Below are 20,023 nucleotides of genomic sequence, written 5' to 3'. Positions count from 1 at the left end.
ACGGACTATTTTAATGCGACCCTCATGACTACCCTGCCGACATCCACCTTAGATCTCCAGCGGTCCATCCGCAGAGAGAAGGTGATGCGCGCGCGTTCCATGAGCGAGGAGGAGCGTCTGGTGGCCACTCTGGATCAGATCGACCTCGCGTTTGAGTGGATGCGGGAAGGAATACGGCAGGAATCGCCGGGTATCACGGATGAACAGGTTTGCCAGATTCTCACGGAAAGGCTGGACCGCCAGCGCCGACGAGAAGATCGCGGGCTGTATGTTCTGGCCACAACCAGCGCCTGATGGAACAGCATTTTGTCATTGCAGTCATCGAGGCACTGGAAGCCGAGCATGTGTCTTACATGCTGGCAGGCTCATTTGCCTCCATGGTTTACGGCATCCCGCGCTCCACCAAGGATGTGGATTTTGTCGTGGAGCTGGAAGAGCCCGCTTTCAGCCGCTTGATCAAAAGGCTGGAGCCAGGATTCGATCTTGATCCCCAGCAGTATCTGGAAACGTCCACCTGGACGCGCCGCTACATTCTCAAAGCAAAACGCTCGGCCTTTAAGGTCGAGTTCTTTTTGCGGAACGATGATCCACACCATCTTAGTCAGTGGTCCAGAAGGCGTACCGTATACAATTCCATTCTCCAGCATCACGTCACCATGCCCACGGCAGAAGACGTGATCGTGCAAAAGCTGCGCTGGGGCAGGCCTCAGGACCGGATAGATGCTGAAAATGTGATGGATGTGCAGTTCCCACAGTTGGACTGGTCCTACATCGAACATTGGTGCGGACAGCATGATCGCCTCGGATTGCTGCAAGAGATTCGCTCAGGTCTTGAACCATTGCCTTGAGCAGTCCTGCAATCGTTGCATCCTCTCCTCCCCCATGTCCGCCTCCACCTCCGATCCCCTCTGGCCGCGCTCCTTTTGGAGTGATGTGCCGGATGCTGACCGCGCCGCGCTGCGCGAGGTGCTGGCCGAGCTGCTCGGCCGTGGTGTGCTGCTTGGCGATGAAGGCAGCGGACGCGAACTCTACATGCTGGCACGCGATCACTACCGCACCCATGTGGAGGATTACCTCGCACCTCTCGCGCTGGAACTGATCGTCGATGACGAAAATTCAATGCTGCAGGCCAGACCGCGCACGGAGTCCTGCCTCCTCCTCGGTCGTTTCGACAAGGACGAAACCCTGGTGCTCCTCGCACTGTGGCGGCTCTACGATGATGAAATCAGCAGCGGCAGCCAGGAGGCCGTCATCGTCACCGTGGATCAGCTCTGGGCCGCGCTGAAAGTTTACTTCGACAAGGTCGCCACGCCGGAAAAATCCCAGATCGAATCCTGCCTCGTTCGCCTGCGTCGGCATCGCCTCGTGCGCACGCTCAAGCCCGAAGGCATGACGCAGGCCGGGGAGATGCAGATCGAAATCCTGCCCAGCCTCTCCCGCGTGATCCCGTTTGATGACATCGCCGCATGGCAGGCGCGCGCGGAGACCTTTCAGCCGCCCAAAGACGGCAGCGCCGCTGAGGAGGTGCCCGCATGAGCCAGTCACGCATCACCTTGAGCCGCATTCTCGCGGTCAACTGGTACGGCTACCGTCAGATCATCGACGTCTCCGGCCTCTCACTGATTACCGGCGCCAACGGCAGCGGCAAAAGCGCCCTGCTGGACCTCATTCAGTTCGTCATGCTGGGCGAACAGCAGAGCAAATTCAACAAAGCCGCTGCCGGTGCGGGCAGCGGACGCAGCCTGCGTGGCTATTGCCTCTGCGACACCAACACCACCGGGCGCGACGGCCACGAGCGCTACCTGCGTCCCAGCAGCGTCACTCTCGCCGCACTCGAGTTCACCTGGCCCGCACAACCCGGTGAAGAAGAGCCGCGTCGCGAGACGTGGGGCGCACGCATCGAATACGAAAGCCCCACCGCCAAGCCCTCGACCATCTGGTTCTGCGCCGGCCGCCGCCTTGCATGGCAGGACTTCCTCAACAGCGAAGCCGGACCTCAGGCCATGCAATTCCTGCAGGAGGACGAATTCCGCACCCGCGTGAAACGCGAGCTCGACGGTGACGTTTGGGACCGCCAGAAAGCCTATCTCGATGAGATGGCCATGCGCAGCCACCTCGGCTTCGATCCCGAGCAGATGGGCAAGACGCTGCCCCGAGCCATGGCCTTCGAGCCCGAGAGCAACTTCGAGAAATTCGTGCGCGAATTCCTTCTCGAACCCGGCATGCCGGACGTGAAGGCCGTGAAAGCCAGCGTGGATGCCCACCGCCGTGCGCAGGAGCGGCTGGAGAAAATGCACGATCAGCTCGAGCGCCTGAAACGCATCTCCACGCATCATCAGGACTGGATCAACTCCAAGCGCGAGTCCGCCCTCTACACCCACCTCAGCGATGCTTTGAAGCACGAGGAAGCACTGGAAAATCTCCAGCGCAGCCGCGCCGAACTGGACGAAAAACAGGCCGATTACGAAGACAATCGCAAAACGCACGAGCAGACCCTCGAAGAGCGTGACCGCCTGCGCCGCTCGGTGGAGGCAGCACGCGCTGCCCTAGGCGACAAAGCCGTGCGCATGGAGGAAAACGACCGCCGCCGCCGCGAGGTCTCCAAGGAGATCACGCGCCTCGAAGCCGCTGCAACCAGCCTGCACGAGCAAATCCGCTCTCATCTGCGCCACTGGCAGGACTGGACGCTGCACGCCGCTCGTCTCGGCCTGCAAGACACCACCGATGCCTCCGCCGCCATCTCCGGCATGCAGAGCAAAGACGAAAGCAAAGCCCTCGCTGCGGCGCGTGATTCCTCCCATGCCTTCATCAAGCTGCGCGACGAAGCCATGGAGCAGCTCCGCCCCGTCGAAGCGCGTCTGGCCGAACACGAAATGCGCAAATCCGCGCTGCACAAAGATCTCACGCAGCTCCGCGAAGGCCAGGCTTCGCCCTCCCCTCTGCTCAACGCCTTGCTGTCTCGCGGTCAGAAAGCCGTCGCGCTGGGCCGCGTCGTAGAAGTAAAACCCACGGCCGAAAAATGGTGGCCGCTGCTGGAGAGCGTGCTCGGCGTGAACCGCCGCGCCGTCATTCCCGAAGACTTCCGCGCCGCCTGGGATCAGGCCCAGCAGACACCCAGCCCCAACGAACTGCTCATTCATCCCGAGGAAGCCGCCAAAACGATCGCAAAGGTCGAGAAAGGCTCCCTGCGCGAGATGCTGGAGACCCAGCACGCAGTCGCAGGCAAAGTGCTCGATCACCTCCTCGGCGGCATCGTCGCTGTGAACAAAGCATCACAGCTCGACAAGCACGAACGCGCCCTGTCACTCGACGGCTGGCTCAAAGACCCACCGCGCCGCCTGCGGCTCACACCAGAAAAAGAACTCACCCTCGGCGAAGAAGGCCTGCGCCGTCTCCGTGACGTGCGTGAGAACGAACTCCGTGAAACCGACGCCGTCATTGAAGAAGTGCGCCAGGATCGCGATGACCTCCGCGCCTTCGTCAATCGTGGCATGGAGTGGCGTCTGGACCGCTTCAGCGTGCCAGACGGCGCGGACGAAGTACCTCTGCTTCCCAAATTCCGCAAAGAACTCGGCGAACTCCAGGCCACCTGGGATCTGCTGGCCACGCCGGACAACGTGAAGGCCATGGAAAACCTTCGCGTGGAAAACGCCTCGCTGGAAGGCATCCACGAACGCATCGGCAGCCTCAAATCCGCCATCACCGCCTTCGAACTCGCCAAGGCCCGTCTCGAAGAATCCATCAGCGAAGACATCTTCCAGGAAGAGCAGACCCGCATCGCCCGCCAGGCCTCGCGCACCCTCGTGCGTGGCTCATCCGACGATGAGATCAACACGCGCATCAATGCTGAACGCCAGAAATCCACCTCCTGGCGCAAGTCCATCGAGATGGCCGCTGCCTTGGCCATTCAGCTCGATACGCACGCTCAGGAGGCCCGCCGCCTGCGCGATGTGCAGCGCCAGGAACTCGTCGCCGCCCACGCCGATCTCAGCGACGCTCTCGATGCTGAAGCCGAGGACAACGAAGCCTACGACAAGCGCCGCGAAGATCTCGAAACCCACGAACTCGAGCGCTACAAGACCGCCGCCCTCGAAGCCAAGCGCGAGTGGGAAGACCGCCTGCAGCACCAAGTTCTCGACGTGCTCCGCGAAAAACTCAGCGAAGCCGACCGCACCAAGCGCGAGCTGAACCGCGCCATGGATCACGAGATCGGCGGCTGGCGCTACCAGCTCACCAGCCGCGCCGACAAGGCACACACCGCCATCTGGACCCTCGTGGAAAAAGGCCTTCCCAGCGGTTCCGAGATGGAGCTCTTCAACGCCGCCGGCCGTGAGGACATCGAGCGTGCCAAGAACGAACTCATGGCCGCCATCGACGCCGCCGACAATCCCGAAGACAAACGCCACCAGCGCGCCCTGGATTACCGCTACTACCATCACTGGGACATCGAAGCCAAGCCTGCCGGTCGTGGCGATGCCGCCGCCATCAGCTTGAACAAGAGCGCCAAGAAACAAAGCGGTGGCGAAAACCAGGCACCCTTCTTCGTCGCCACCCTCGCCGCCTTCCGTCGTGTGTACGATCTCGGCCGCCGCGACGATCCGCAGAACCTCGGCCTCGTTGTCATGGATGAAGCCTTCAGCAAGCTCAGCGGCGACCGCATTGACGACTGCCTCGCCATGGCCCGAAACTTCGGCCTGCAGCTCATCATGGCCTTCCCCGAGGACCGCCTGCCCACCATGTTTCAGCACGCCGACACCGTCGTGCAATGCCGCGTCGAACGCACCTACGACCCGGATACCGAGCAAATCCAAAACATCGAAAACTGGGTCGTTCGCGTCGAAGGTTCACGTCTCGCAGAACTGATGGAATGAAATGGCTCGCCCAGTTGCACCAAGACTGGATGACCGCCCGAAAACGGCGCGTGACAGCATCGGTGCAGCCATTCCGTCGCGACTGGGAACATCTGCTTGAAGATGCCGGCATTCGTTCAGCGGAAGATCAAAAAGCCGCTCTGCGCGAGGCACAACAGCTTGCCAAATTTCAACTGATCCCCCGCAAACGAAACCCACGCTTCATCGACAAGATCGTCGTGCCATTGGAGTCAGAAGCCTGGCTGCACGATCAGTTCGGCACCCAGCCCGGCGCAGCATCCCAGCAGCAGGCGCTCGATGTGGTGCGCGCTTGGTCAGCGAAATCACACCCTCTCATGCCAGAGGTATGGACCTCCCTATGCCAGCGCTTGGAAGCCGCCTTCACCATACCACGAGTCCTCGAACCCTTCCGCTGGCTGGAACCGGCACGTGTGGATGAACTGCTGAACTTGTTGTTCCAAATCACCAGCCGCGAATGGCCCGCCGGCACACTGATTCGCGATGCGAGCACGCATCTCGGGTACGACTCCAAACACCTCGAAGAGCAGCAAAGCTTCCTCGAACGCGCCTTGGAAACACTCTTCGGCCGCGAGACACCGCTGGAAGCAGTCGGCATTCAAACGAGCAACAGCACCCTGCACTACTGCGGTCCGCTGGTCCTGCATTTCGCCGACCACTCAAAGCCTCTCGACCTCCGCTACGAATCCACGCTGTCCATCGCAGAACTCGAACAAACCACTCACATCACCACCACCGCACAGCGCCTGCTCACCGTCGAAAATCGCAAAACCACCTTCCTCCAGCTCGCACATGCAGATGCGCAGCGCAGCACCTTGATCGTCGCCACCTCCTTCCCCACGCAGGCGGTGAAACTCCTCCTGCAAAAACTGCCACGCGCTCTGCCTCACTACCATTTCGGCGACACCGACCCCAGCGGCTGGGACATCCTGCGCAAACTGCGGGAACTTGCTCCTCACCCCGTGCTGCCCATTCACATGTCATGGCGGCGTTCCACCCAAGCAACGCCCCTGACCCAGCGCGATCACCAGATCATCGAGCGCCTCCTCGCCGACCCAAGCATGGCAGACTGCCACCCAGCTTTGCAAGCCATGCGAAACTCTGGCACGAAAGGCGACTTCGAGCAAGAATCCCTCGGGCGCCCCTCCTTGCCGGAGTGGCCATTTTATGAGAACACGTGACTGGAACGCCAGTTGACCCGGAGCCTCCGCAAGCGGACGATCTCGCACCATGGCCACCCCCTCCACCGATCGCGCTCAAACGACCGACCGCACGCACACCATCGCTGTTTTCTGCGACTTCGAAAACCTAGCCATCGGCGTGAAGGACGCCCAGTATGACAAGTTCGACATGAACAAGGTGCTCGATCGCCTCCTGCTGAAGGGCAGCATCGTCGTGAAGAAGGCCTACTGCGACTGGGACCACTACAAAAGCTTCAAGGCCGGCATCCATCAGGCTTCATTTGAGCTGATCGAAATCCCGCATGTGCGCCAGTCAGGCAAAAACTCCGCAGACATCCGCATGGTCGTGGACGCCCTCGATCTCTGCTACACCAAGCCTCATGTGGACACCTTCGCCATCGTCAGCGGCGACTCCGATTTCTCACCTCTCGTGAGCAAGCTGCGCGAAAACAACAAGACCGTTATCGGCGTGGGTGTGAAGCAGTCCACCAGCGGCTTGTTCATCGACAACTGCGACGAATTCATCTTCTACGACGACCTCGTGCGCGAAGAAGAAAAGACCAAAAAGCGCATCGCCCGTGCCAAGCCCGCCCCCTCCACAGCCAAACCATCCGCCACTCAGGAGCGCAAACCCGGCGGCGATCCCGAAAAGGCGATCCAGCTCGTCGTGGAAACCGTCGAAGCCATGCTCGGCCGCAGCGGCAGCGACACCGTCTGGGCAGGCCCAGTCAAACAGGCCATCCGCCGCCGCCAGCCGCAGTTCGACGAACGCTTCTACGGCTTCAGCACCTTCAGCGCCCTTTTGGAGGCCGCCGCAGATCGCGGCCTGATGAAGCTCGAGAAAAACGAAAACGGCTACCGCATCAAAGTCTCAGCCTCCGAAGAATAGTACGACAGACACTCCTGTCTGTCGATCAGCGGCACCGCACCTCATTGCGCACTCTTCTCAAATGCGGCAGCCTTGTTCTCCATCAGCGCCAGCGCCTCACCCGCCAGATAAAGCGAACCCGCGATCAGCACCCGCCCCTCCGCCTTCACAGCGCCCAAGGCATCAACCACACGCGCATGCGTCGTCACAGCTCGGGCCTCAAGTCCAAGCCCATTCCAAATCTCCCGCAGCGCCTCCGGAGTCAGCGCACGCGGTGACTCAAATCCCGTGAAATGCCAGCTCGCAGCAATGGGCGCCAGCTCTCGCAGCACCGCAGCGGTATCCTTGCCAGCCACAGCGCCAAAGATGATCTCCGCCTTCTCATTCGGAAACTGCTCGCCCCAAGTTTGCGCCAGCACTCGCGCAGCATCGATGTTATGCGCCCCGTCAATAATGCAGCCGCCCACTTTTTGAAACCGCGCCGGCCATTGCACCTCACGCAAACCGCGCGCGATCACCTCCTCATCCAAGTTGAATCCTGCCGCCCTCAGTGCCGCCACCGCCATGGCCGCGTTCCAGCGCTGATGCGGACCCGCGAGCCCCGTCTCTCCACGCCAGGGCGTTTCGACAATCGTGAGCGGCGCTTCACGCTCGGCAGCAACGCGTGAAATCACATCCAGCACCTCAGCCTCCTGCCTCATCGTCACCACCGGCACCCCCGGCTTGATAATCCCCGCCTTCTCCGCAGCAATCTTCGCCAGCGTATCCCCTAGCATGTCCATGTGATCCCAGCCGATGGGAGTAATGACACTCACCGCAGGCGTGACGGCATTCGTCGCATCCAGGCGCCCCCCCAGCCCTGTCTCCAGCACCACCCAGGAATTGCCACGCTGCACGAACCATTCGAGGGCAAGCGCAAGCGTCAGCTCAAAGAACGTAGGATGCGGGTCCCACCCCGCCACCCGTTCACGCAATCGCACGACACCTGCCGCAATCTCCTCCGGCGTGATCATTCGCTCAGCATCACGAATCCGCTCACCAAACTGAATCAAGTGCGGTGAAGTAAACAACCCCGCGTTGATGCCAGCCGCCTTTAAAATCGAATGCATGAAGGCGCAGGTGGACCCCTTCCCGTTAGTCCCCGCCACGTGAATGAACTTCTGCCCCGCCGCAGGCAGCTTCAGTTCGCTCAGCAGCCGCTGCACATTGTCCAGCCCCAGCTTGATGCCGTAGAACTGGGTACTGTAGAGCCAGTCGATTTCTTTTTGCGCCGTATCGTTCATCATTCCTTTTCCGCACGGTGCCTGCGCCGCAGCAGGGTGCAAGCAGCCAAGAAACAAGATCGACAGATTGGATTCCCGTTTCCCACCCGGCACTCACGGCTATCATGCACACGCATGTCTGTGACTCCCGCTTCTGACTCCTCGACCTGGCTAAAACGCTTCTGGTGGCTGCTCGCCGCCGTTTTCATCGCGCGCATCGGCGTGATGCTGCTCTTCGTCCATGGTGCGGATCTCGCGGGAGACGAAGCCTACTACTGGGACTGGGGCCGCAGGCCGGACTGGTGCTACTACAGCAAGCCGCCCATGATCGGCTGGATGATGGGCGTGATAGGCGCGCTCACGGGCAATGCCGAGTGGGGCATCCGCTTCGCGGCTCTGCTGCTGGGTACGGCCACTCTGGTCATCATCCACCGTATCGCTCTGGTGCTGTTTGATGCACGCACAGCTTTCCTCACCGCCGTGCTGGTGCTTCTGACCATTGCCAATGCCGGGTTGAACCTCCTGTTCACCATCGATGCTCCCCTTCTTCTGTGCTGGACGCTGGGCCTGCTGCTCTTCTGGTATGCCGCGCAAAAACCAACGTGCAACACGCGCTGGCTGGCACTCGCTCTCGTGATCGGCGTCGGCACCCTGAGCAAGCAGATGATGCTGGCCTTTCCGGCGCTCATGCTGGTTTTCGCCGCCGTTTCACGCGAAGACCGCGCCCTGCTGCGCAATCCGCGCATGTGGCTCTCCATTCTCCTTGGCATGGCCTTCATCATCCCCGTGCTGCAATGGAACCAAAACCACGCCTGGATCACCTTGGAGCACACCAAGCATCACTTCGACACCTCAAACCTCAGTTTCGGCCGCTGGTTGAGCCGCACCTTGGAAAACGTCGGCCTGCAGGCGCTCATCTACACCCCGGTGACGTTTGTCGCGCTCGTTGCAGCCATGAGAGCAGCGGTGAAGCAGCGCAAAAATCTCTCCCGCCCGCTCCTGTTCCTCACCCTGGCCTCCGCTCCGGCGCTGGCCTGCTTTGCGGTGCTGGCATTGCGTCAGCGTATCAATCCAAACTGGCCCGCCGCCTTCTTTGTGCCTGCATTCGTTCTGGCGGCGGCATGGCTGCGCGGGGCCGCGCCGTTCAAGCTGCATCCCGGCTGGGAACGCTGGTCCCTGCGGATCGGCGGCGCCTTGGTTCTCATCGTGCATCTCGCGCTCGTCATCATCTTCACCACGGAGCTGAAAGGCATCAACAAGCTCGCCAGCCTGCGCGGCTGGAATGAAGCGGGCATCGAGGCTCAGAAGTTCCTCGATCAGGTGCCAAGGCCGCAGAACACCTTCGTCATGGCCCTCGGCCATCGCTACCACGCAGCAGAGATGGCCTTCTACATGCCCTCGCATCCTCGCCTCTATCGCTGGGAGCCCAGCGACTCGGTGCAGTCCCAGTATGAAATCTGGCCCGGCCCCGAAGAACGCATCGGCGACGATGCCCTGATTCTCGAACCCGGCCCTGTTCCCGCTCTTTTGCAAAACACCCTCTTCACCACCGCCTTCGAAAAACTCGAATTCCGTGGCAGCATCCGCGTCCCGCTGGGGAAAGAAGTGCGCGAGTTCAGTGTCTATCTCGGACACAATTTGAAACAGTGGAAGCCTGTGCCCACAAAATGAACGCCTGGGATCTCAGCCTTCTGCATCAAATCAACGCCGCCTGGTCGCACCCGGTGCTCGACTGGTTGATGCCCGCCCTTTCCGCCATCGAGGCATGGCTGCCCCTCATCATCGCCGCCGTGCTGATCACCGCATGGCGCGGCGGCAAACGTGCCCGCATCATGCTGCTCTGCCTCGGCATCGCCATCGGCCTCGGCGACGGCGTGATCTCCAACACCCTGAAAAAGACCATCGGCCGCGTGCGTCCCCGCGATGCCCTCGCTGACATCACCATTCGCGATCTCGGCACCGCTTCACCCGCCTTCATGCGTCTGTTCGAAAAGCCGGTGGTCAAACCCAGCGAACCAAACGGCGCAACCACTGGCAAGTCCTTTCCTTCCAGCCACACCGTCAACATGTTCGCAGCCGCCACGGTTATCGCCTGCTTCTACCGCCGCGTCGGCCTGTTCATGTATCTCCTGGCAGCCGCAGTCGGCTATTCACGCATCTACTGCGGTGCCCACTGGCCCAGCGACATCCCGCCCTCGATGGCCATGGGCGTTTTGGTGGGCCTTGGTGTTGTGCTCATTTCGAGGCGCTTCCTCCGTCAGACGTGACTCGCTGTCACCGCGCATTCATGCAAACAGCACCCACGGCGCCTACGGATAATTTTCCTCCGCCGCCTCCATCACTCCAATGTCTACGGCGAAGCCTTGGTGCAGGACCTTCCAGCCACCCGTACCGTCTTTGGTGAAAACGACTTCCCGCCCGACCTCCGCACTCACAGGTGCCCGCATCGCATTTGCGCTCGGCGCTTCCAGCCTTCGGCTCGTAGCTCTACTTTGGTAACTATGTGCGGCAGCCCCTGCTGTGATCGGCTCTTCACAACGGCCACTCGATCTCCGTCTCGCCGTGCATGATTTCTGCAAGGACAGGCACGTCCAGAAAATGCTCCAGCACCATCCGGTTGCTGATGCTGGCGGCATCGCGCTCTTCCTGCACATAGTTCAGAATCACACCAGCGCATGTAAGCCCGCGCGCCTGGATGTTGCGCACGGTCAGAATCGTGTGGTTCAGGCAGCCCAGCTTGTTGTTCACCACCACGATCACCGGCAGCGCCAGCCGCTGCGCAAAATCTGCCATCGTCGAAAACTCATTCAGCGGCACTTCCCACCCCCCGGCACCCTCGACGAGCACATGCTCATGCCGCTGCGCGATTTCCTGAAAACGCGCAATGACCTCGTTCAGCTCAAAGCGGCGGTTCTCCATCAGTGCGGCGGCATAGGGGGCGGCAGGCACCTTGAACCACACCGGATTCACCTCCTCGACCGTCAGACCTTCGCTGCTCGCATTGGCCAGATGAATCGCATCATCACGCGACCCACAGACAAAGGGCTTGAAACCGGCCACGGTTTTCCCGCTGCGCTTCAATGCTTCGAGCAGCAGACACGTGACGTAAGTCTTGCCTGCGTCCGTGTCGGTTCCGGTGATGAAATAATGGCTCACACTCACTCTTTGTTTGAGATCTCCCACGCCTGCTTCAGCAGCCATCCTCCGCTGGCTATGGCGATGAAGGCGCCGATCAAGCCCGCATCCTTGCCGGAACTCATGGCGATGATCCCGCAGCCAAAAATGATGCATGCCCCAATCGCCAAGGCCGCCGCGAAGTGGTTTTTCATAGCTCGATGAGTTTAGCCGATCTGAGCAAGAACTGCAGACGCAATCTTATCCGCCTGCGCTTCAAGATACTCCACATCGCGGCCTTCAACCAGCAGGCGGATCAGCGATTCCGTACCCGAGTAGCGCAGCAGCACACGACCGTAGTCGCCCAGTTTCTTCTCCGTCTCCTTGATGATCTTCTGCGCCTCGACGAGCTGGTCCACCGGCGGCTTCGTGCGCACGCGCAGGTTGCGCGAGCACTGCGGGAATTTTTTGAGGCACTTGCGCAGCTCGCTCAGCGGCTCGCCCGTTTCCTTCATGATGCGCAGAATCTGCAGACCCGCGATCAATCCGTCCCCGGTCGTGGCCCAGTCGCCAAAGATGATGTGGCCGCTCTGCTCGCCGCCGAAGTTCAGTCCGCGTGCGCGCATTTCTTCGAGCACATAGCGGTCGCCCACACCCGTGCGGATGACACGGCCGCCCAGACGCGAAACGAGATCGTCCAGCCCGTAGTTGCTCATCACCGTGACGGCCAGCGTGTTCTGCTTCAGCGTGCCTTTGCGCAGCATGGATTCTGCGGCGATCGCCATCAGTTCATCACCGTCCAGTGCGATGGCTTCTTCATCGCACAACGCGCTGCGGTCCGCATCGCCATCATGCGCGATGCCGGCCTGCGCCTGGCACTGGCGCACGATGCGTTCGATCTCATCCGCGTGCGTGCAGCCGCACTCTTCGTTGATGTTAAAGCCATCCGGTTCGGAGTGGTACACCTGCACGTCGGCACCGAGCTGCTCCAAAGCGAGCGCGCTGGTGAAGGACGAAGCGCCATGCGCGTTGTCCAGCGCGACACGCATGCCGTCGAGCCGCACGCCTGCCATCGAGGCAATCGCGTGCGCCACATATCGGTCCACGCCGTCCGCCAGCTTGGTGATGCGGCCAATGCCCCGGCCTTCCGGACGCGGCGTGTCTTCATTGCCAAGCACCAGGCGCTCAATCGCGACCTCCGTCTTGTCATTGAGCTTGTGACCGTCGCCATGCACGAATTTGATGCCGTTGTCCTTGAAAGGATTGTGCGAAGCCGAAACGATCACTCCAAAGTTCGCGCCGAGCTGCGCGCTGAGCATGGCCACCGCCGGCGTGGGCACCTGTCCCACGAGGATGACATCCACCCCCGCGGAATTCAGACCCGCCGCCAGCGCGGACTCAAGCATTTCGCCAGAAGCACGCGTGTCGCGGCCCAGCACGGCTTTGGGGCGTTCACCGCCCTCCGGTTTGCCGCCGAGCACCACGGCGGAAGCCTGCGCGAGGCGCATGACAAACTCAGGGGTCATTGGGTGACGATTGGCCACGGCACGGACGCCGTCGGTGCCGAAGAACTGGCGCTTTTCAGACATAGGACGGCGCTTCTAGCGCAGGACTTCCAGAGTGTCAAAGCCCGGCGCTGCCACTCCCTGCCGTCCCCGGCGTGCGCGCAGGCGGAATCGAAGCATTCGGCGGCGAAAGCATGGGCTCCAGTTCCGAGGGGAGCTGCACCGGCGCAGGAATCACCGGCGTGAGCTGGGAAGGCGCCGGAGAAGACGGCACGGGAATCCTCGCGGGTGGCGGCATCGAGTAAGACGGCATGTTGCGGGCGTCCTGCGCCTTGATCATGAACCAGAACAAAAAAGCCAGCACCAGGGAGATGATCTTCTCCCGCCAGTTCCGCATGATGAATTCTTTAAGCTGATTTCCCCAGTTCATGACTGCCCTCCGGTGCGGATTCTGAACCTGTCGCGACGCCGTTGTTGAGAATTTCATTGATGCGCTGGCGCAGTTTCATCGGCTCCAGATCATGCTCCAGCCTGCCCTGAAAACACAGCGAGAGCGCCCCGGTCTCCTCGGAAACGACCAGCGCGATCGCGTCCGTCTCCTCCGAGATGCCCATGCCCGCCCGATGTCGCAGGCCGATGGCTCGGTCCTGAATATCACGCTGGCTCACCGGAAAAACACAGCCTGCGGCCGAGATGCGGCCCTGGTCAATGATCGCCCCTCCATCATGCAGCGAAGTCTTGGGCTGAAAAATCGTGGTGACCAGTTCATTCGAAATGACCGCATCCAGCTCCACGCCAGACTCAGCATAAGGCTTGAGATCAATGCCACGCTTCAGCGCAAACAGCGCCCCGCAGCGGCGTGACGACAGCTGCTGCATCGCCTCCAGCAGCACATCCAGCACCTCGGGATCGGGACGATTGAAGGAAAAAATACGGCTGCTGCCCAGCTCCGCCAGCACTCGGCGCAGCTCCGGCTGAAAAATGATGACCAGCGCGATCGCAAGGAAGACCGAGAATCGTTGCAGCAGGCTGCTGATGACGGACAGCTCCAGCAGCAGCGAGATCAAGGCCAGGCTCAGCAACAGCACCAGCAGCCCCGTCAGAATGCGTGCGCCACGCGTCGCCCGGAAAAACAGATACCCATGATACGCCAGGGCGGCGAGGATCAAAATCTCCACGCCGTCGCGCCAGTGTGCTGTCAGAAAGTTCCACATGCCGTTCGCTCCGTCCTGCTCCGTGAAACTATCGCACGGGGTGAATTGTTTCTCAAAAGAAGAATCGTTTTGGCCTGTGATTCACGGCAGCTAGGATGCACCCGCATGTCACGCACCAGCCCCAGCGCCACCCCCACGCCAAAACAGAGTGATCTGTTTGGCGCGCCTGTTGTGGTTGAGGCGCCCGCTCCACAGGCAGCCGTGCCAATTGCCCGCGTGCAGCTGGAAGGTGCCGCCGCCATGGAGCTCGACTACGCCATTCCAGAGAACCTTTCGGGCGAGATCGTCGTCGGCTCGCGCGTCATGGTCCCCCTGCAAAACCGGCGCATGAATGCCGTGGTGCTTGAGCTGCTGAAGGAGTCACCTCATCGTGGCCGGCTCAAGGAGATCGCCTCCATCGTGGCCAAGCGGCCCATGTTCACCCCCGGACTGCTCAAACTCGCACGCTGGATCGCGGAGTACTACCTCGTCTCCGTTCACACCGTGCTGCGCACCATGCTGCCGCAGGCGGTGCGGGACAAACCGGGCAGTTTCGTGATGGACAGCCATCTCAAACTCCTGCGCGAACCACCGCCGGACGCATTTGAAAAGCTGCGGCACAAGGCACCGATGCAGGCACGCGTGCTCGACATCCTGCGCAGTTGCAAAGGTGAGGCGACGCTCAGCCAGATCCGCAAAGACGTGCCCCGTGCCGCCTCCATTCTCCCCTCCCTGATCAAAGCAGGCTGGATCACCCGCAGCGAAGTCCGCGTGGAACGCGATCCGTTCCACGACGAGGCCTTCCTTCCCAGCCAGGCGCTGACATTCACGGATGAACAGCAGGCCGCCTATACCCGCGTCGCCGCAGCGATTGATTCCACCGAGCAGACCAAGCCCATCCTGCTGCACGGCATCACCGGCAGCGGCAAAACCGAAGTCTATCTCCAGGCCATCGCCCGTGTGATCGAGCGCGGTGGCACAGCACTCGTACTGGTCCCGGAAATCGCACTGACGCCTCAGACCATCGAGCGCTTCAAGGCCCGGTTCTCCGATCGCAGTGATCGCATCGCCGTCCTTCACAGTCATTTGAGCGACGGCGAACGCCACGATGAGTGGTACAAGATTCACGAAGACCGTGCCGACATCGTGATCGGTGCTCGCAGTGCGATTTTTGCCCCACTGGAACGCCTCGGCATCATCATTGTGGACGAGGAGCATGAGCCCTCGTTCAAGCAGGACGAAAAACCACGCTACCATGCGCGGGATGTCGCCGTGGTGCGTGGCAGCATCGAAAAATGCGTCGTCCTGCTCGGCAGCGCCACGCCGAGCCTCGAATCCTTCGAAAATGCTACGAGCGGCAAGTACGAACTGCTGAAGCTTTTGAGCCGCACGGACGGCCGCACTTTGCCACTGATCCGCATCGTCGATATGCGCATGGAACGGCGCAAAGGCACCGGCACCAGCGTGGCAAATACTGGCATCCTCTCTGAAAAACTCCGCACCGCGATCACCTCACGCCTGGAAAAAAAGGAGCAGACCATCCTGTTTTTGAACCGTCGTGGTTTCAACACCTCCCTCGCCTGCCTCGCCTGTGGTGAGACCGTGCAGTGTCAGGATTGCAGCATCCCCATGACGTTGCACAAGCACGAGAACCGCCTCGTCTGCCACGTCTGCGGTTCGCGGCGCCTGCCGCCGTCGAAATGCCCTTCATGCCAGGAGCCCGGCCTGAAATTCGCCGGTTATGGCACCGAACGCGTCGAAACCGTGGTGCGCGAAGTGTTCCCCCACGCCCGCATCGCCCGCGTGGATACGGACACCATCCAGCGCAAAAACCAGCTCCGCGACCTCCTGCGGGATTTCCGTGCGCAGAAAATCGATCTCATCATCGGCACCCAGATGATCGCCAAGGGCCTCGACTTTCCCAATGTCACTCTCGTCGGAGTCCTGAATGCCGATCTCGCGCTCAATCTGCCGGATTTCCGCGCGGCGGAGCGCACCCTTCAGCTCCTCGTTCAGGTCGCCGGCCGTGCGGGGCGTGGCGAGGTCAAAGGAGAGGTCGTCGTGCAAACCCACGCACCTCACAGCCCGGCGGTGCAGTTTTCCCGCCACAACGATTTCGAGGGCTTCGCCCAGCAGGAATTGGAGCAGCGGCGCGCCTTTCATTACCCGCCCTACACCCACGTGGTCATCCTCGCCAGCCGGGGAAAACACCAGGCCATGGCCGAATTTGCCCTGCAAACACTTCACAAACGCCTCTTGGAGGGCCTGCCCGAGGACGTCCTCATGGGCGAGCCTGCCCCCTGTGCCATGGCGAAGGCGCACGGGCAGTTTCGCTACCAGCTCCTTCTACGGGCGGCCAAAATCCGCCCCCTCTGCCGCCACATCCAGCAAGTTCTGCAGGCCACCACCCTCCCCCAGGACGTCATTGTGACCTGGGATGTCGATCCCGTGTCACTTTTGTAAATTATCCTTTGTCGATTCGAAGAATCGAAGGGAACGTTGACATCAAGCGTCCCGATTCAATATTGCCCCCCTACATGACGACAGAGAAACGCACCTCCTGCCTCCGCCTCGGATGTCTAGCCATCCTGGCCTTTGCGCTTTCTGCCTGTTCGAGCACGACGAAAGGTCCGGGCGGCCAGATCTCCAAGGTGAAGTACTACCACCTGATGCCGTTCTTCACGCCACAGACGACGAACCCGACCATTCTGTTTGAGCGCCAGCACTTCATTTACGGCGCAGTGACCAAGAAGGACATCATTGACCGCTTCGGCCACTACTACGCGTTTTTCTGGAAGACTACGGACCGCACCGGCCCGGTGACGGTCAAGTTCGAATACCAGCAGGCGAAGTCAGGCCTCAGCAAACGTGTTCAAGAGCAGGTCGTCGAAGACATTCACCGCAGCAACGTTTCCAAATTCCAGGTCGTCGGCCCAGAATACCAAAAAAGTGGCCGGGTAATCGCATGGCGCATCAGTATTTTGCGCGGCAAGGAAGAACTGGTCAGCCAGCAATCCGCGCTCTGGAACTAAAACCGCAACGCATGACTCCTCCCACTCATATTCTTGTTGGCACCATCGGCCGCGTTTTCTGGATGAGGGTGGATGGACGAGGCACCTTTCAAAACAGCCTGCAGGCAAAAAAGGCTCTCCAACGCGTCGTTGCCCAGGGCATGCGCAATCTCGTCGTCGATCTCGAGCGCTGTCCCATGATGGACTCCACCTTTCTCGGCATGCTCACGGGTGCTGCCTTGAATCTCCGCGAATCCGGTGGCGGCTCCTTGAGCGTCGTCAACGCCAACCAGCGCAATCTGCAGCTGCTCACCAGCCTCGGACTGGACCACATTCTTGAGCTGGACCGTGACGGCAATCTCTGGGAAGCCGAACGCAAGGAAGTCTGCGACGCGCTCCAGCATTGCGGCGAATCCACCGCTGAATGCAAGGAAGTGCAGACCCAGCACGTGCTCTCCGCTCATCAGGCCCTCGCTGAAGTCAGCGACGCCAACGAAAGCCGTTTTCACGATGTGATCGAATTTTTGGAAAAAGAGCTGGAGGCTGGCACATCTGCTGTTCCTGCCTAGGCGCCCCCGGATGAGCCGGGCCGCCTCCTACCCCCATGATCATCGCTCTTCTTGTCCTGATCGTACTGCTGATGACGGCGGGACTGGTAATGCTGGCAAAAATTGCACGTCAGCAAAAGCACGCCATCGCGGCGCTCCGGGCCGAGGAAGAGGCCATCGTGGCCGAAGAACGCCGCATGTTTCACTACCTGCACGATCTCGGCGAGGCCATCTGGCGCGACGATCAGCAGGCTTCCATGTACCGCTTGATTGTTGAAGGCGCCATTCGTGTGACTCAAAGCACCGGCGGTGCCCTTTACCTCTACGACGAAGCCACGCAGCAGCTCGTGCCCCGGCACTACTCCGATTTTTGTGCACCCCTCATCAGCCTGCCCGAGCGCGTGCGGCAGCAGATGAAGGAGAATTCAGCCACTCTCCTCAGCACCCTGCGCATGCATGCAGAAAAAGTGCAGTCAGGTCTGCTCGGCAGCGTTTTCATGCAGCAAAAGACCGAGTTGATGCCCGATCTCGGCACGGACAAACGCCTCGGCGAGCACTTGGTGCCTTCCCAGCAGCACGTCACCGCCATGATCGGCCCTCTGAGCTTTGGCGTCCGCAGGCTCGGTGTTCTGGCCGTCACCTCTCCCAAAGAAGGCCGCAGCTACAACGCCAACGACTTCGAAGTCTTCAATTCACTCATCGAGCAGTCCGCCTTCGCCCTGGCCAATGCCATGTCTCACCAGGAGGCGGCCAAGAACCGCATGGATCAGCAGGAGCTCCAAAACGCCAGCCAGATCCAAAAGGTGCTCCTGCCAGATCGCGATCCTCAGGTCCCAGGCTTCATCATCGCGGGCAAAAACATCCCCGCCCGCACCCTCAGCGGTGATTATTTTGATTATTTCACGCTGCCAGACGGTCGGTTCGGTGCCGTCATTGCCGATGTTTCGGGCAAAGGCCTCGGTGCTGCCATGATCACGGTCATGTGCCGTACCCTGATGCGCGCCAATGCCTCCAGTTCCGCCTCCCCCAGCACCGTCCTCGGCGCCGTCAATCGCCAGATCGCTCCGGACATCCGCGAGGACATGTTCATTACCATGTCCTACCTCGTGGTCGAGCAGGACGGCTCGAACCTCACCCTCTCGCGTGCCGGCCACAATGCCGCGCTGCTCTGGCGCAAGGCCACCGGCAAGGTCGAGGCCATCCACCCTCCCGGCCTCGGTGTTGGCATCGACAAAGGCGCAGTCTTTGAGCGCGTCACCAAGGACGCCAGCTTCGAAATGCAGACCGGCGACTGCCTCCTGCTCTACACCGACGGCGTCAACGAGGCCATGGATCCCAAAGGCATCGAATTCGGAGAGGAACGCGTGGAGGAGGAACTCGCCAAACATGCCCCGAACGGGCCCAAAGCCGTCATCGGCGGCATCATCCTGGATTTGGAACACTTTTTGAAGGGGCGGCGCTCCCATGACGACATCACCTTGATTGCTATCCAGAAGACGGCATAGTCGCGGCCCCCCAAATCACCGCGAAAACTTATGACCGAGCCGAGTCCCGATACGACCCAGCAAGCACCTGTTGAAGAAATCCCCAATCCTGAAGCCGCCGCTCCAGGGGAGGAGGCAGCCCCGCTTGACCCCATCACGGCACTGACCCAGGAAGTCGAGCGCTGGAAAGACATGGCCTACCGCAGTCAGGCCGAGCTGGACAACTTCCGCAAACGCTCCGCCCGCGAGGCCCAGGAAACCCGCGCCTACGCCAATAGCGATCTCCTCCGCGCCTTGTGCCCCATCCTAGATAATTTCGACATGGGTCTCGAAGCCGCCCGCCAGGAGTCCGAAAAATCCATGGTCTTCATGGGCATGAGCATGGTCAACCGCCAGCTCCAGGATTTCCTGCGCGACAGTGGTGCGCTGGAAATCGAAGCCCAGGGCAAAGTCTTTGACCCCAATCTTCACGAGGCCGTGGCCCAGGAAGCCAGCCCCACCGTTCCCGAAGGCACCGTCATCCGCGTCACCCGTCGTGGCTACAAGCTCAAGGACCGCCTCCTGCGTGCCGCCAGCGTCATCGTTTCCAGTGGTCCAACGCCCCCTGCAGAGGCGTAACCCCTTTTTCACACAGCTATGGCCGATAAACGCGATTATTACGAAGTCCTAGGCGTCTCCCGTGACGTCTCGGCCGAGGAGTTGAAGAAAGCCTACCGCAAGCTCGCGGTGAAGTTTCACCCCGACAAAAACCCGGACGACAAGTCGGCCGAAGGCAAGTTCAAGGAAGTGGGCGAAGCCTACGACGTCCTCAGCGACGAACAAAAACGCGCTGCGTACGACCGCTACGGCCATGCCGCCTTCGCCGGTGGCATGGGCGGGCCTTCCGCCGGTGGTCACGATCCCTTCGACATTTTCCGTGAAGTCTTCGGCGGCGGCGGTGGCGGCGGTATCTTTGAGCAGTTCTTCGG

The 20,023-nt window shown here is 61.0% G+C and carries 20 protein-coding genes; 14 read left to right on the top strand and 6 right to left on the bottom strand.

Annotation, left to right across the window (positions count from 1 at the left end; genetic code table 11):
• Positions 1–24 precede the first annotated feature (24 nt).
• From WAW39_RS13105 to WAW39_RS13080, 6 genes are read left to right on the top strand one after another with little or no spacing between them, the layout of a single operon-like run.
• A complete protein-coding gene (locus tag WAW39_RS13105) occupies positions 25–294 on the top strand; it encodes a hypothetical protein (RefSeq protein WP_422319504.1) in 270 nt (89 codons plus the stop codon).
• Entirely contained in the window at positions 294–848 is a 555-nt protein-coding gene (locus tag WAW39_RS13100) for a hypothetical protein (protein ID WP_422319502.1), read from the top strand. Before WAW39_RS13105 ends, WAW39_RS13100 begins: the two co-directional genes overlap by 1 nt.
• A 34-nt stretch (positions 849–882) precedes the next feature.
• Complete coding sequence (locus WAW39_RS13095) at positions 883–1,536, top strand: DUF4194 domain-containing protein (protein WP_422319500.1); 654 nt, start codon at positions 883–885, stop codon at positions 1,534–1,536.
• The gene (locus WAW39_RS13090) at positions 1,533–4,871 is read left to right on the top strand and encodes an SbcC/MukB-like Walker B domain-containing protein (RefSeq protein WP_422319498.1); all 3,339 of its coding nucleotides are present in this window, start codon (positions 1,533–1,535) and stop codon (positions 4,869–4,871) included. The genes WAW39_RS13095 and WAW39_RS13090 overlap by 4 nt, the downstream gene beginning before the upstream one ends.
• Positions 4,868–6,070: a Wadjet anti-phage system protein JetD domain-containing protein gene (locus tag WAW39_RS13085; protein WP_422319497.1), complete on the top strand. Its 1,203-nt coding sequence runs from the start codon at positions 4,868–4,870 to the stop codon at positions 6,068–6,070. The genes WAW39_RS13090 and WAW39_RS13085 overlap by 4 nt, the downstream gene beginning before the upstream one ends.
• A gap of 49 nt (positions 6,071–6,119) precedes the next feature.
• A complete protein-coding gene (locus WAW39_RS13080) occupies positions 6,120–6,959 on the top strand; it encodes an NYN domain-containing protein (protein ID WP_422319495.1) in 840 nt (279 codons plus the stop codon).
• Between the two features lie 41 nt (positions 6,960–7,000).
• On the opposite strand, the gene WAW39_RS13075 is transcribed toward WAW39_RS13080, so the two are convergent.
• The gene (locus WAW39_RS13075) at positions 7,001–8,224 is read right to left on the bottom strand and encodes a bifunctional folylpolyglutamate synthase/dihydrofolate synthase (RefSeq protein WP_422319493.1); all 1,224 of its coding nucleotides are present in this window, start codon (positions 8,222–8,224) and stop codon (positions 7,001–7,003) included.
• A 111-nt stretch (positions 8,225–8,335) separates the two neighbouring features.
• On the opposite strand from WAW39_RS13075, the gene WAW39_RS13070 reads away from it, so the two are divergent.
• Complete coding sequence (locus WAW39_RS13070; RefSeq protein ID WP_422319491.1) at positions 8,336–9,871, top strand: ArnT family glycosyltransferase; 1,536 nt, start codon at positions 8,336–8,338, stop codon at positions 9,869–9,871.
• Entirely contained in the window at positions 9,868–10,467 is a 600-nt protein-coding gene (locus tag WAW39_RS13065) for a phosphatase PAP2 family protein (RefSeq protein WP_422319489.1), read from the top strand. Before WAW39_RS13070 ends, WAW39_RS13065 begins: the two co-directional genes overlap by 4 nt.
• A 265-nt stretch (positions 10,468–10,732) precedes the next feature.
• Here the strand turns inward: WAW39_RS13065 and bioD are convergent, their stop codons facing one another.
• Genes bioD through cdaA form a run of 5 tightly spaced genes read right to left on the bottom strand, consistent with a single transcriptional unit; the run spans position 10,733 to position 14,033 of the window.
• Entirely contained in the window at positions 10,733–11,356 is a 624-nt protein-coding gene (gene bioD / locus WAW39_RS13060; protein ID WP_422319487.1) for a dethiobiotin synthase, read from the bottom strand.
• A gap of 2 nt (positions 11,357–11,358) precedes the next feature.
• Complete coding sequence (locus WAW39_RS13055) at positions 11,359–11,529, bottom strand: hypothetical protein (RefSeq protein WP_422319485.1); 171 nt, start codon at positions 11,527–11,529, stop codon at positions 11,359–11,361.
• Positions 11,530–11,541: 12 nt separating this feature from the next.
• Positions 11,542–12,903: a phosphoglucosamine mutase gene (gene glmM, locus WAW39_RS13050; RefSeq protein WP_422319483.1), complete on the bottom strand. Its 1,362-nt coding sequence runs from the start codon at positions 12,901–12,903 to the stop codon at positions 11,542–11,544.
• Between the two features lie 34 nt (positions 12,904–12,937).
• Positions 12,938–13,249, bottom strand: a complete 312-nt coding sequence (locus WAW39_RS13045) for a hypothetical protein (protein ID WP_422319482.1) — start codon at positions 13,247–13,249, stop codon at positions 12,938–12,940.
• Positions 13,227–14,033: a diadenylate cyclase CdaA gene (cdaA, locus tag WAW39_RS13040; protein ID WP_422319480.1), complete on the bottom strand. Its 807-nt coding sequence runs from the start codon at positions 14,031–14,033 to the stop codon at positions 13,227–13,229. Before cdaA ends, WAW39_RS13045 begins: the two co-directional genes overlap by 23 nt.
• Before the next feature lie 105 nt (positions 14,034–14,138).
• Here cdaA and priA point away from each other — a divergent pair, with 105 nt between their 5' ends.
• The 6 genes from priA to WAW39_RS13010 all read left to right on the top strand — a co-directional run.
• Positions 14,139–16,475 carry a replication restart helicase PriA gene (gene priA, locus WAW39_RS13035; RefSeq protein ID WP_422319478.1) on the top strand — a complete coding sequence of 779 codons (2,337 nt, stop codon included), beginning with the start codon at positions 14,139–14,141 and terminating at the stop codon, positions 16,473–16,475.
• 74 nt (positions 16,476–16,549) lie between these two features.
• Positions 16,550–17,044 carry a hypothetical protein gene (locus WAW39_RS13030; protein ID WP_422319476.1) on the top strand — a complete coding sequence of 165 codons (495 nt, stop codon included), beginning with the start codon at positions 16,550–16,552 and terminating at the stop codon, positions 17,042–17,044.
• An 11-nt stretch (positions 17,045–17,055) separates the two neighbouring features.
• On the top strand, positions 17,056–17,592 hold the full coding sequence (locus WAW39_RS13025) for an STAS domain-containing protein (RefSeq protein ID WP_422319474.1): 537 nt from the start codon (positions 17,056–17,058) through the stop codon (positions 17,590–17,592).
• Between the two features lie 35 nt (positions 17,593–17,627).
• On the top strand, positions 17,628–19,076 hold the full coding sequence (locus WAW39_RS13020; protein ID WP_422319472.1) for a PP2C family protein-serine/threonine phosphatase: 1,449 nt from the start codon (positions 17,628–17,630) through the stop codon (positions 19,074–19,076).
• A 30-nt stretch (positions 19,077–19,106) separates the two neighbouring features.
• Entirely contained in the window at positions 19,107–19,673 is a 567-nt protein-coding gene (locus WAW39_RS13015) for a nucleotide exchange factor GrpE (protein ID WP_422319470.1), read from the top strand.
• Positions 19,674–19,691: 18 nt separating this feature from the next.
• Positions 19,692–20,023: DnaJ domain-containing protein (locus WAW39_RS13010; protein WP_422319468.1), on the top strand; the 332-nt coding region annotated here is incomplete at its 3' end.

The sequence above is a fragment of the Prosthecobacter sp. genome (assembly GCF_049294395.1).
Taxonomy (GTDB): Bacteria; Verrucomicrobiota; Verrucomicrobiia; order Verrucomicrobiales; family Verrucomicrobiaceae; genus Prosthecobacter.
This window is presented reverse-complemented; position numbering and strand designations above follow the sequence as displayed.

Bases quoted from the DNA above. Each gene is read 5' to 3' on its own strand.
- WAW39_RS13065 (WP_422319489.1), top strand. From the start codon at position 9,868: ATGAACGCCTGGGATCTCAGCCTTCTGCATCAAATCAACGCCGCCTGG.
- priA (WP_422319478.1), top strand. From the start codon at position 14,139: ATGTCACGCACCAGCCCCAGCGCCACCCCCACGCCAAAACAGAGTGAT.
- glmM (WP_422319483.1), bottom strand. From the start codon at position 12,903: ATGTCTGAAAAGCGCCAGTTCTTCGGCACCGACGGCGTCCGTGCCGTG.
- WAW39_RS13030 (WP_422319476.1), top strand. From the start codon at position 16,550: ATGACGACAGAGAAACGCACCTCCTGCCTCCGCCTCGGATGTCTAGCC.
- WAW39_RS13085 (WP_422319497.1), top strand. From the start codon at position 4,868: ATGAAATGGCTCGCCCAGTTGCACCAAGACTGGATGACCGCCCGAAAA.
- cdaA (WP_422319480.1), bottom strand. From the start codon at position 14,033: ATGTGGAACTTTCTGACAGCACACTGGCGCGACGGCGTGGAGATTTTG.
- WAW39_RS13100 (WP_422319502.1), top strand. From the start codon at position 294: ATGGAACAGCATTTTGTCATTGCAGTCATCGAGGCACTGGAAGCCGAG.
- WAW39_RS13020 (WP_422319472.1), top strand. From the start codon at position 17,628: ATGATCATCGCTCTTCTTGTCCTGATCGTACTGCTGATGACGGCGGGA.
- WAW39_RS13090 (WP_422319498.1), top strand. From the start codon at position 1,533: ATGAGCCAGTCACGCATCACCTTGAGCCGCATTCTCGCGGTCAACTGG.
- WAW39_RS13080 (WP_422319495.1), top strand. From the start codon at position 6,120: ATGGCCACCCCCTCCACCGATCGCGCTCAAACGACCGACCGCACGCAC.
- WAW39_RS13025 (WP_422319474.1), top strand. From the start codon at position 17,056: ATGACTCCTCCCACTCATATTCTTGTTGGCACCATCGGCCGCGTTTTC.
- WAW39_RS13075 (WP_422319493.1), bottom strand. From the start codon at position 8,224: ATGATGAACGATACGGCGCAAAAAGAAATCGACTGGCTCTACAGTACC.
- WAW39_RS13055 (WP_422319485.1), bottom strand. From the start codon at position 11,529: ATGAAAAACCACTTCGCGGCGGCCTTGGCGATTGGGGCATGCATCATT.
- WAW39_RS13015 (WP_422319470.1), top strand. From the start codon at position 19,107: ATGACCGAGCCGAGTCCCGATACGACCCAGCAAGCACCTGTTGAAGAA.
- WAW39_RS13095 (WP_422319500.1), top strand. From the start codon at position 883: ATGTCCGCCTCCACCTCCGATCCCCTCTGGCCGCGCTCCTTTTGGAGT.
- WAW39_RS13105 (WP_422319504.1), top strand. From the start codon at position 25: ATGACTACCCTGCCGACATCCACCTTAGATCTCCAGCGGTCCATCCGC.
- WAW39_RS13045 (WP_422319482.1), bottom strand. From the start codon at position 13,249: ATGAACTGGGGAAATCAGCTTAAAGAATTCATCATGCGGAACTGGCGG.
- WAW39_RS13070 (WP_422319491.1), top strand. From the start codon at position 8,336: ATGTCTGTGACTCCCGCTTCTGACTCCTCGACCTGGCTAAAACGCTTC.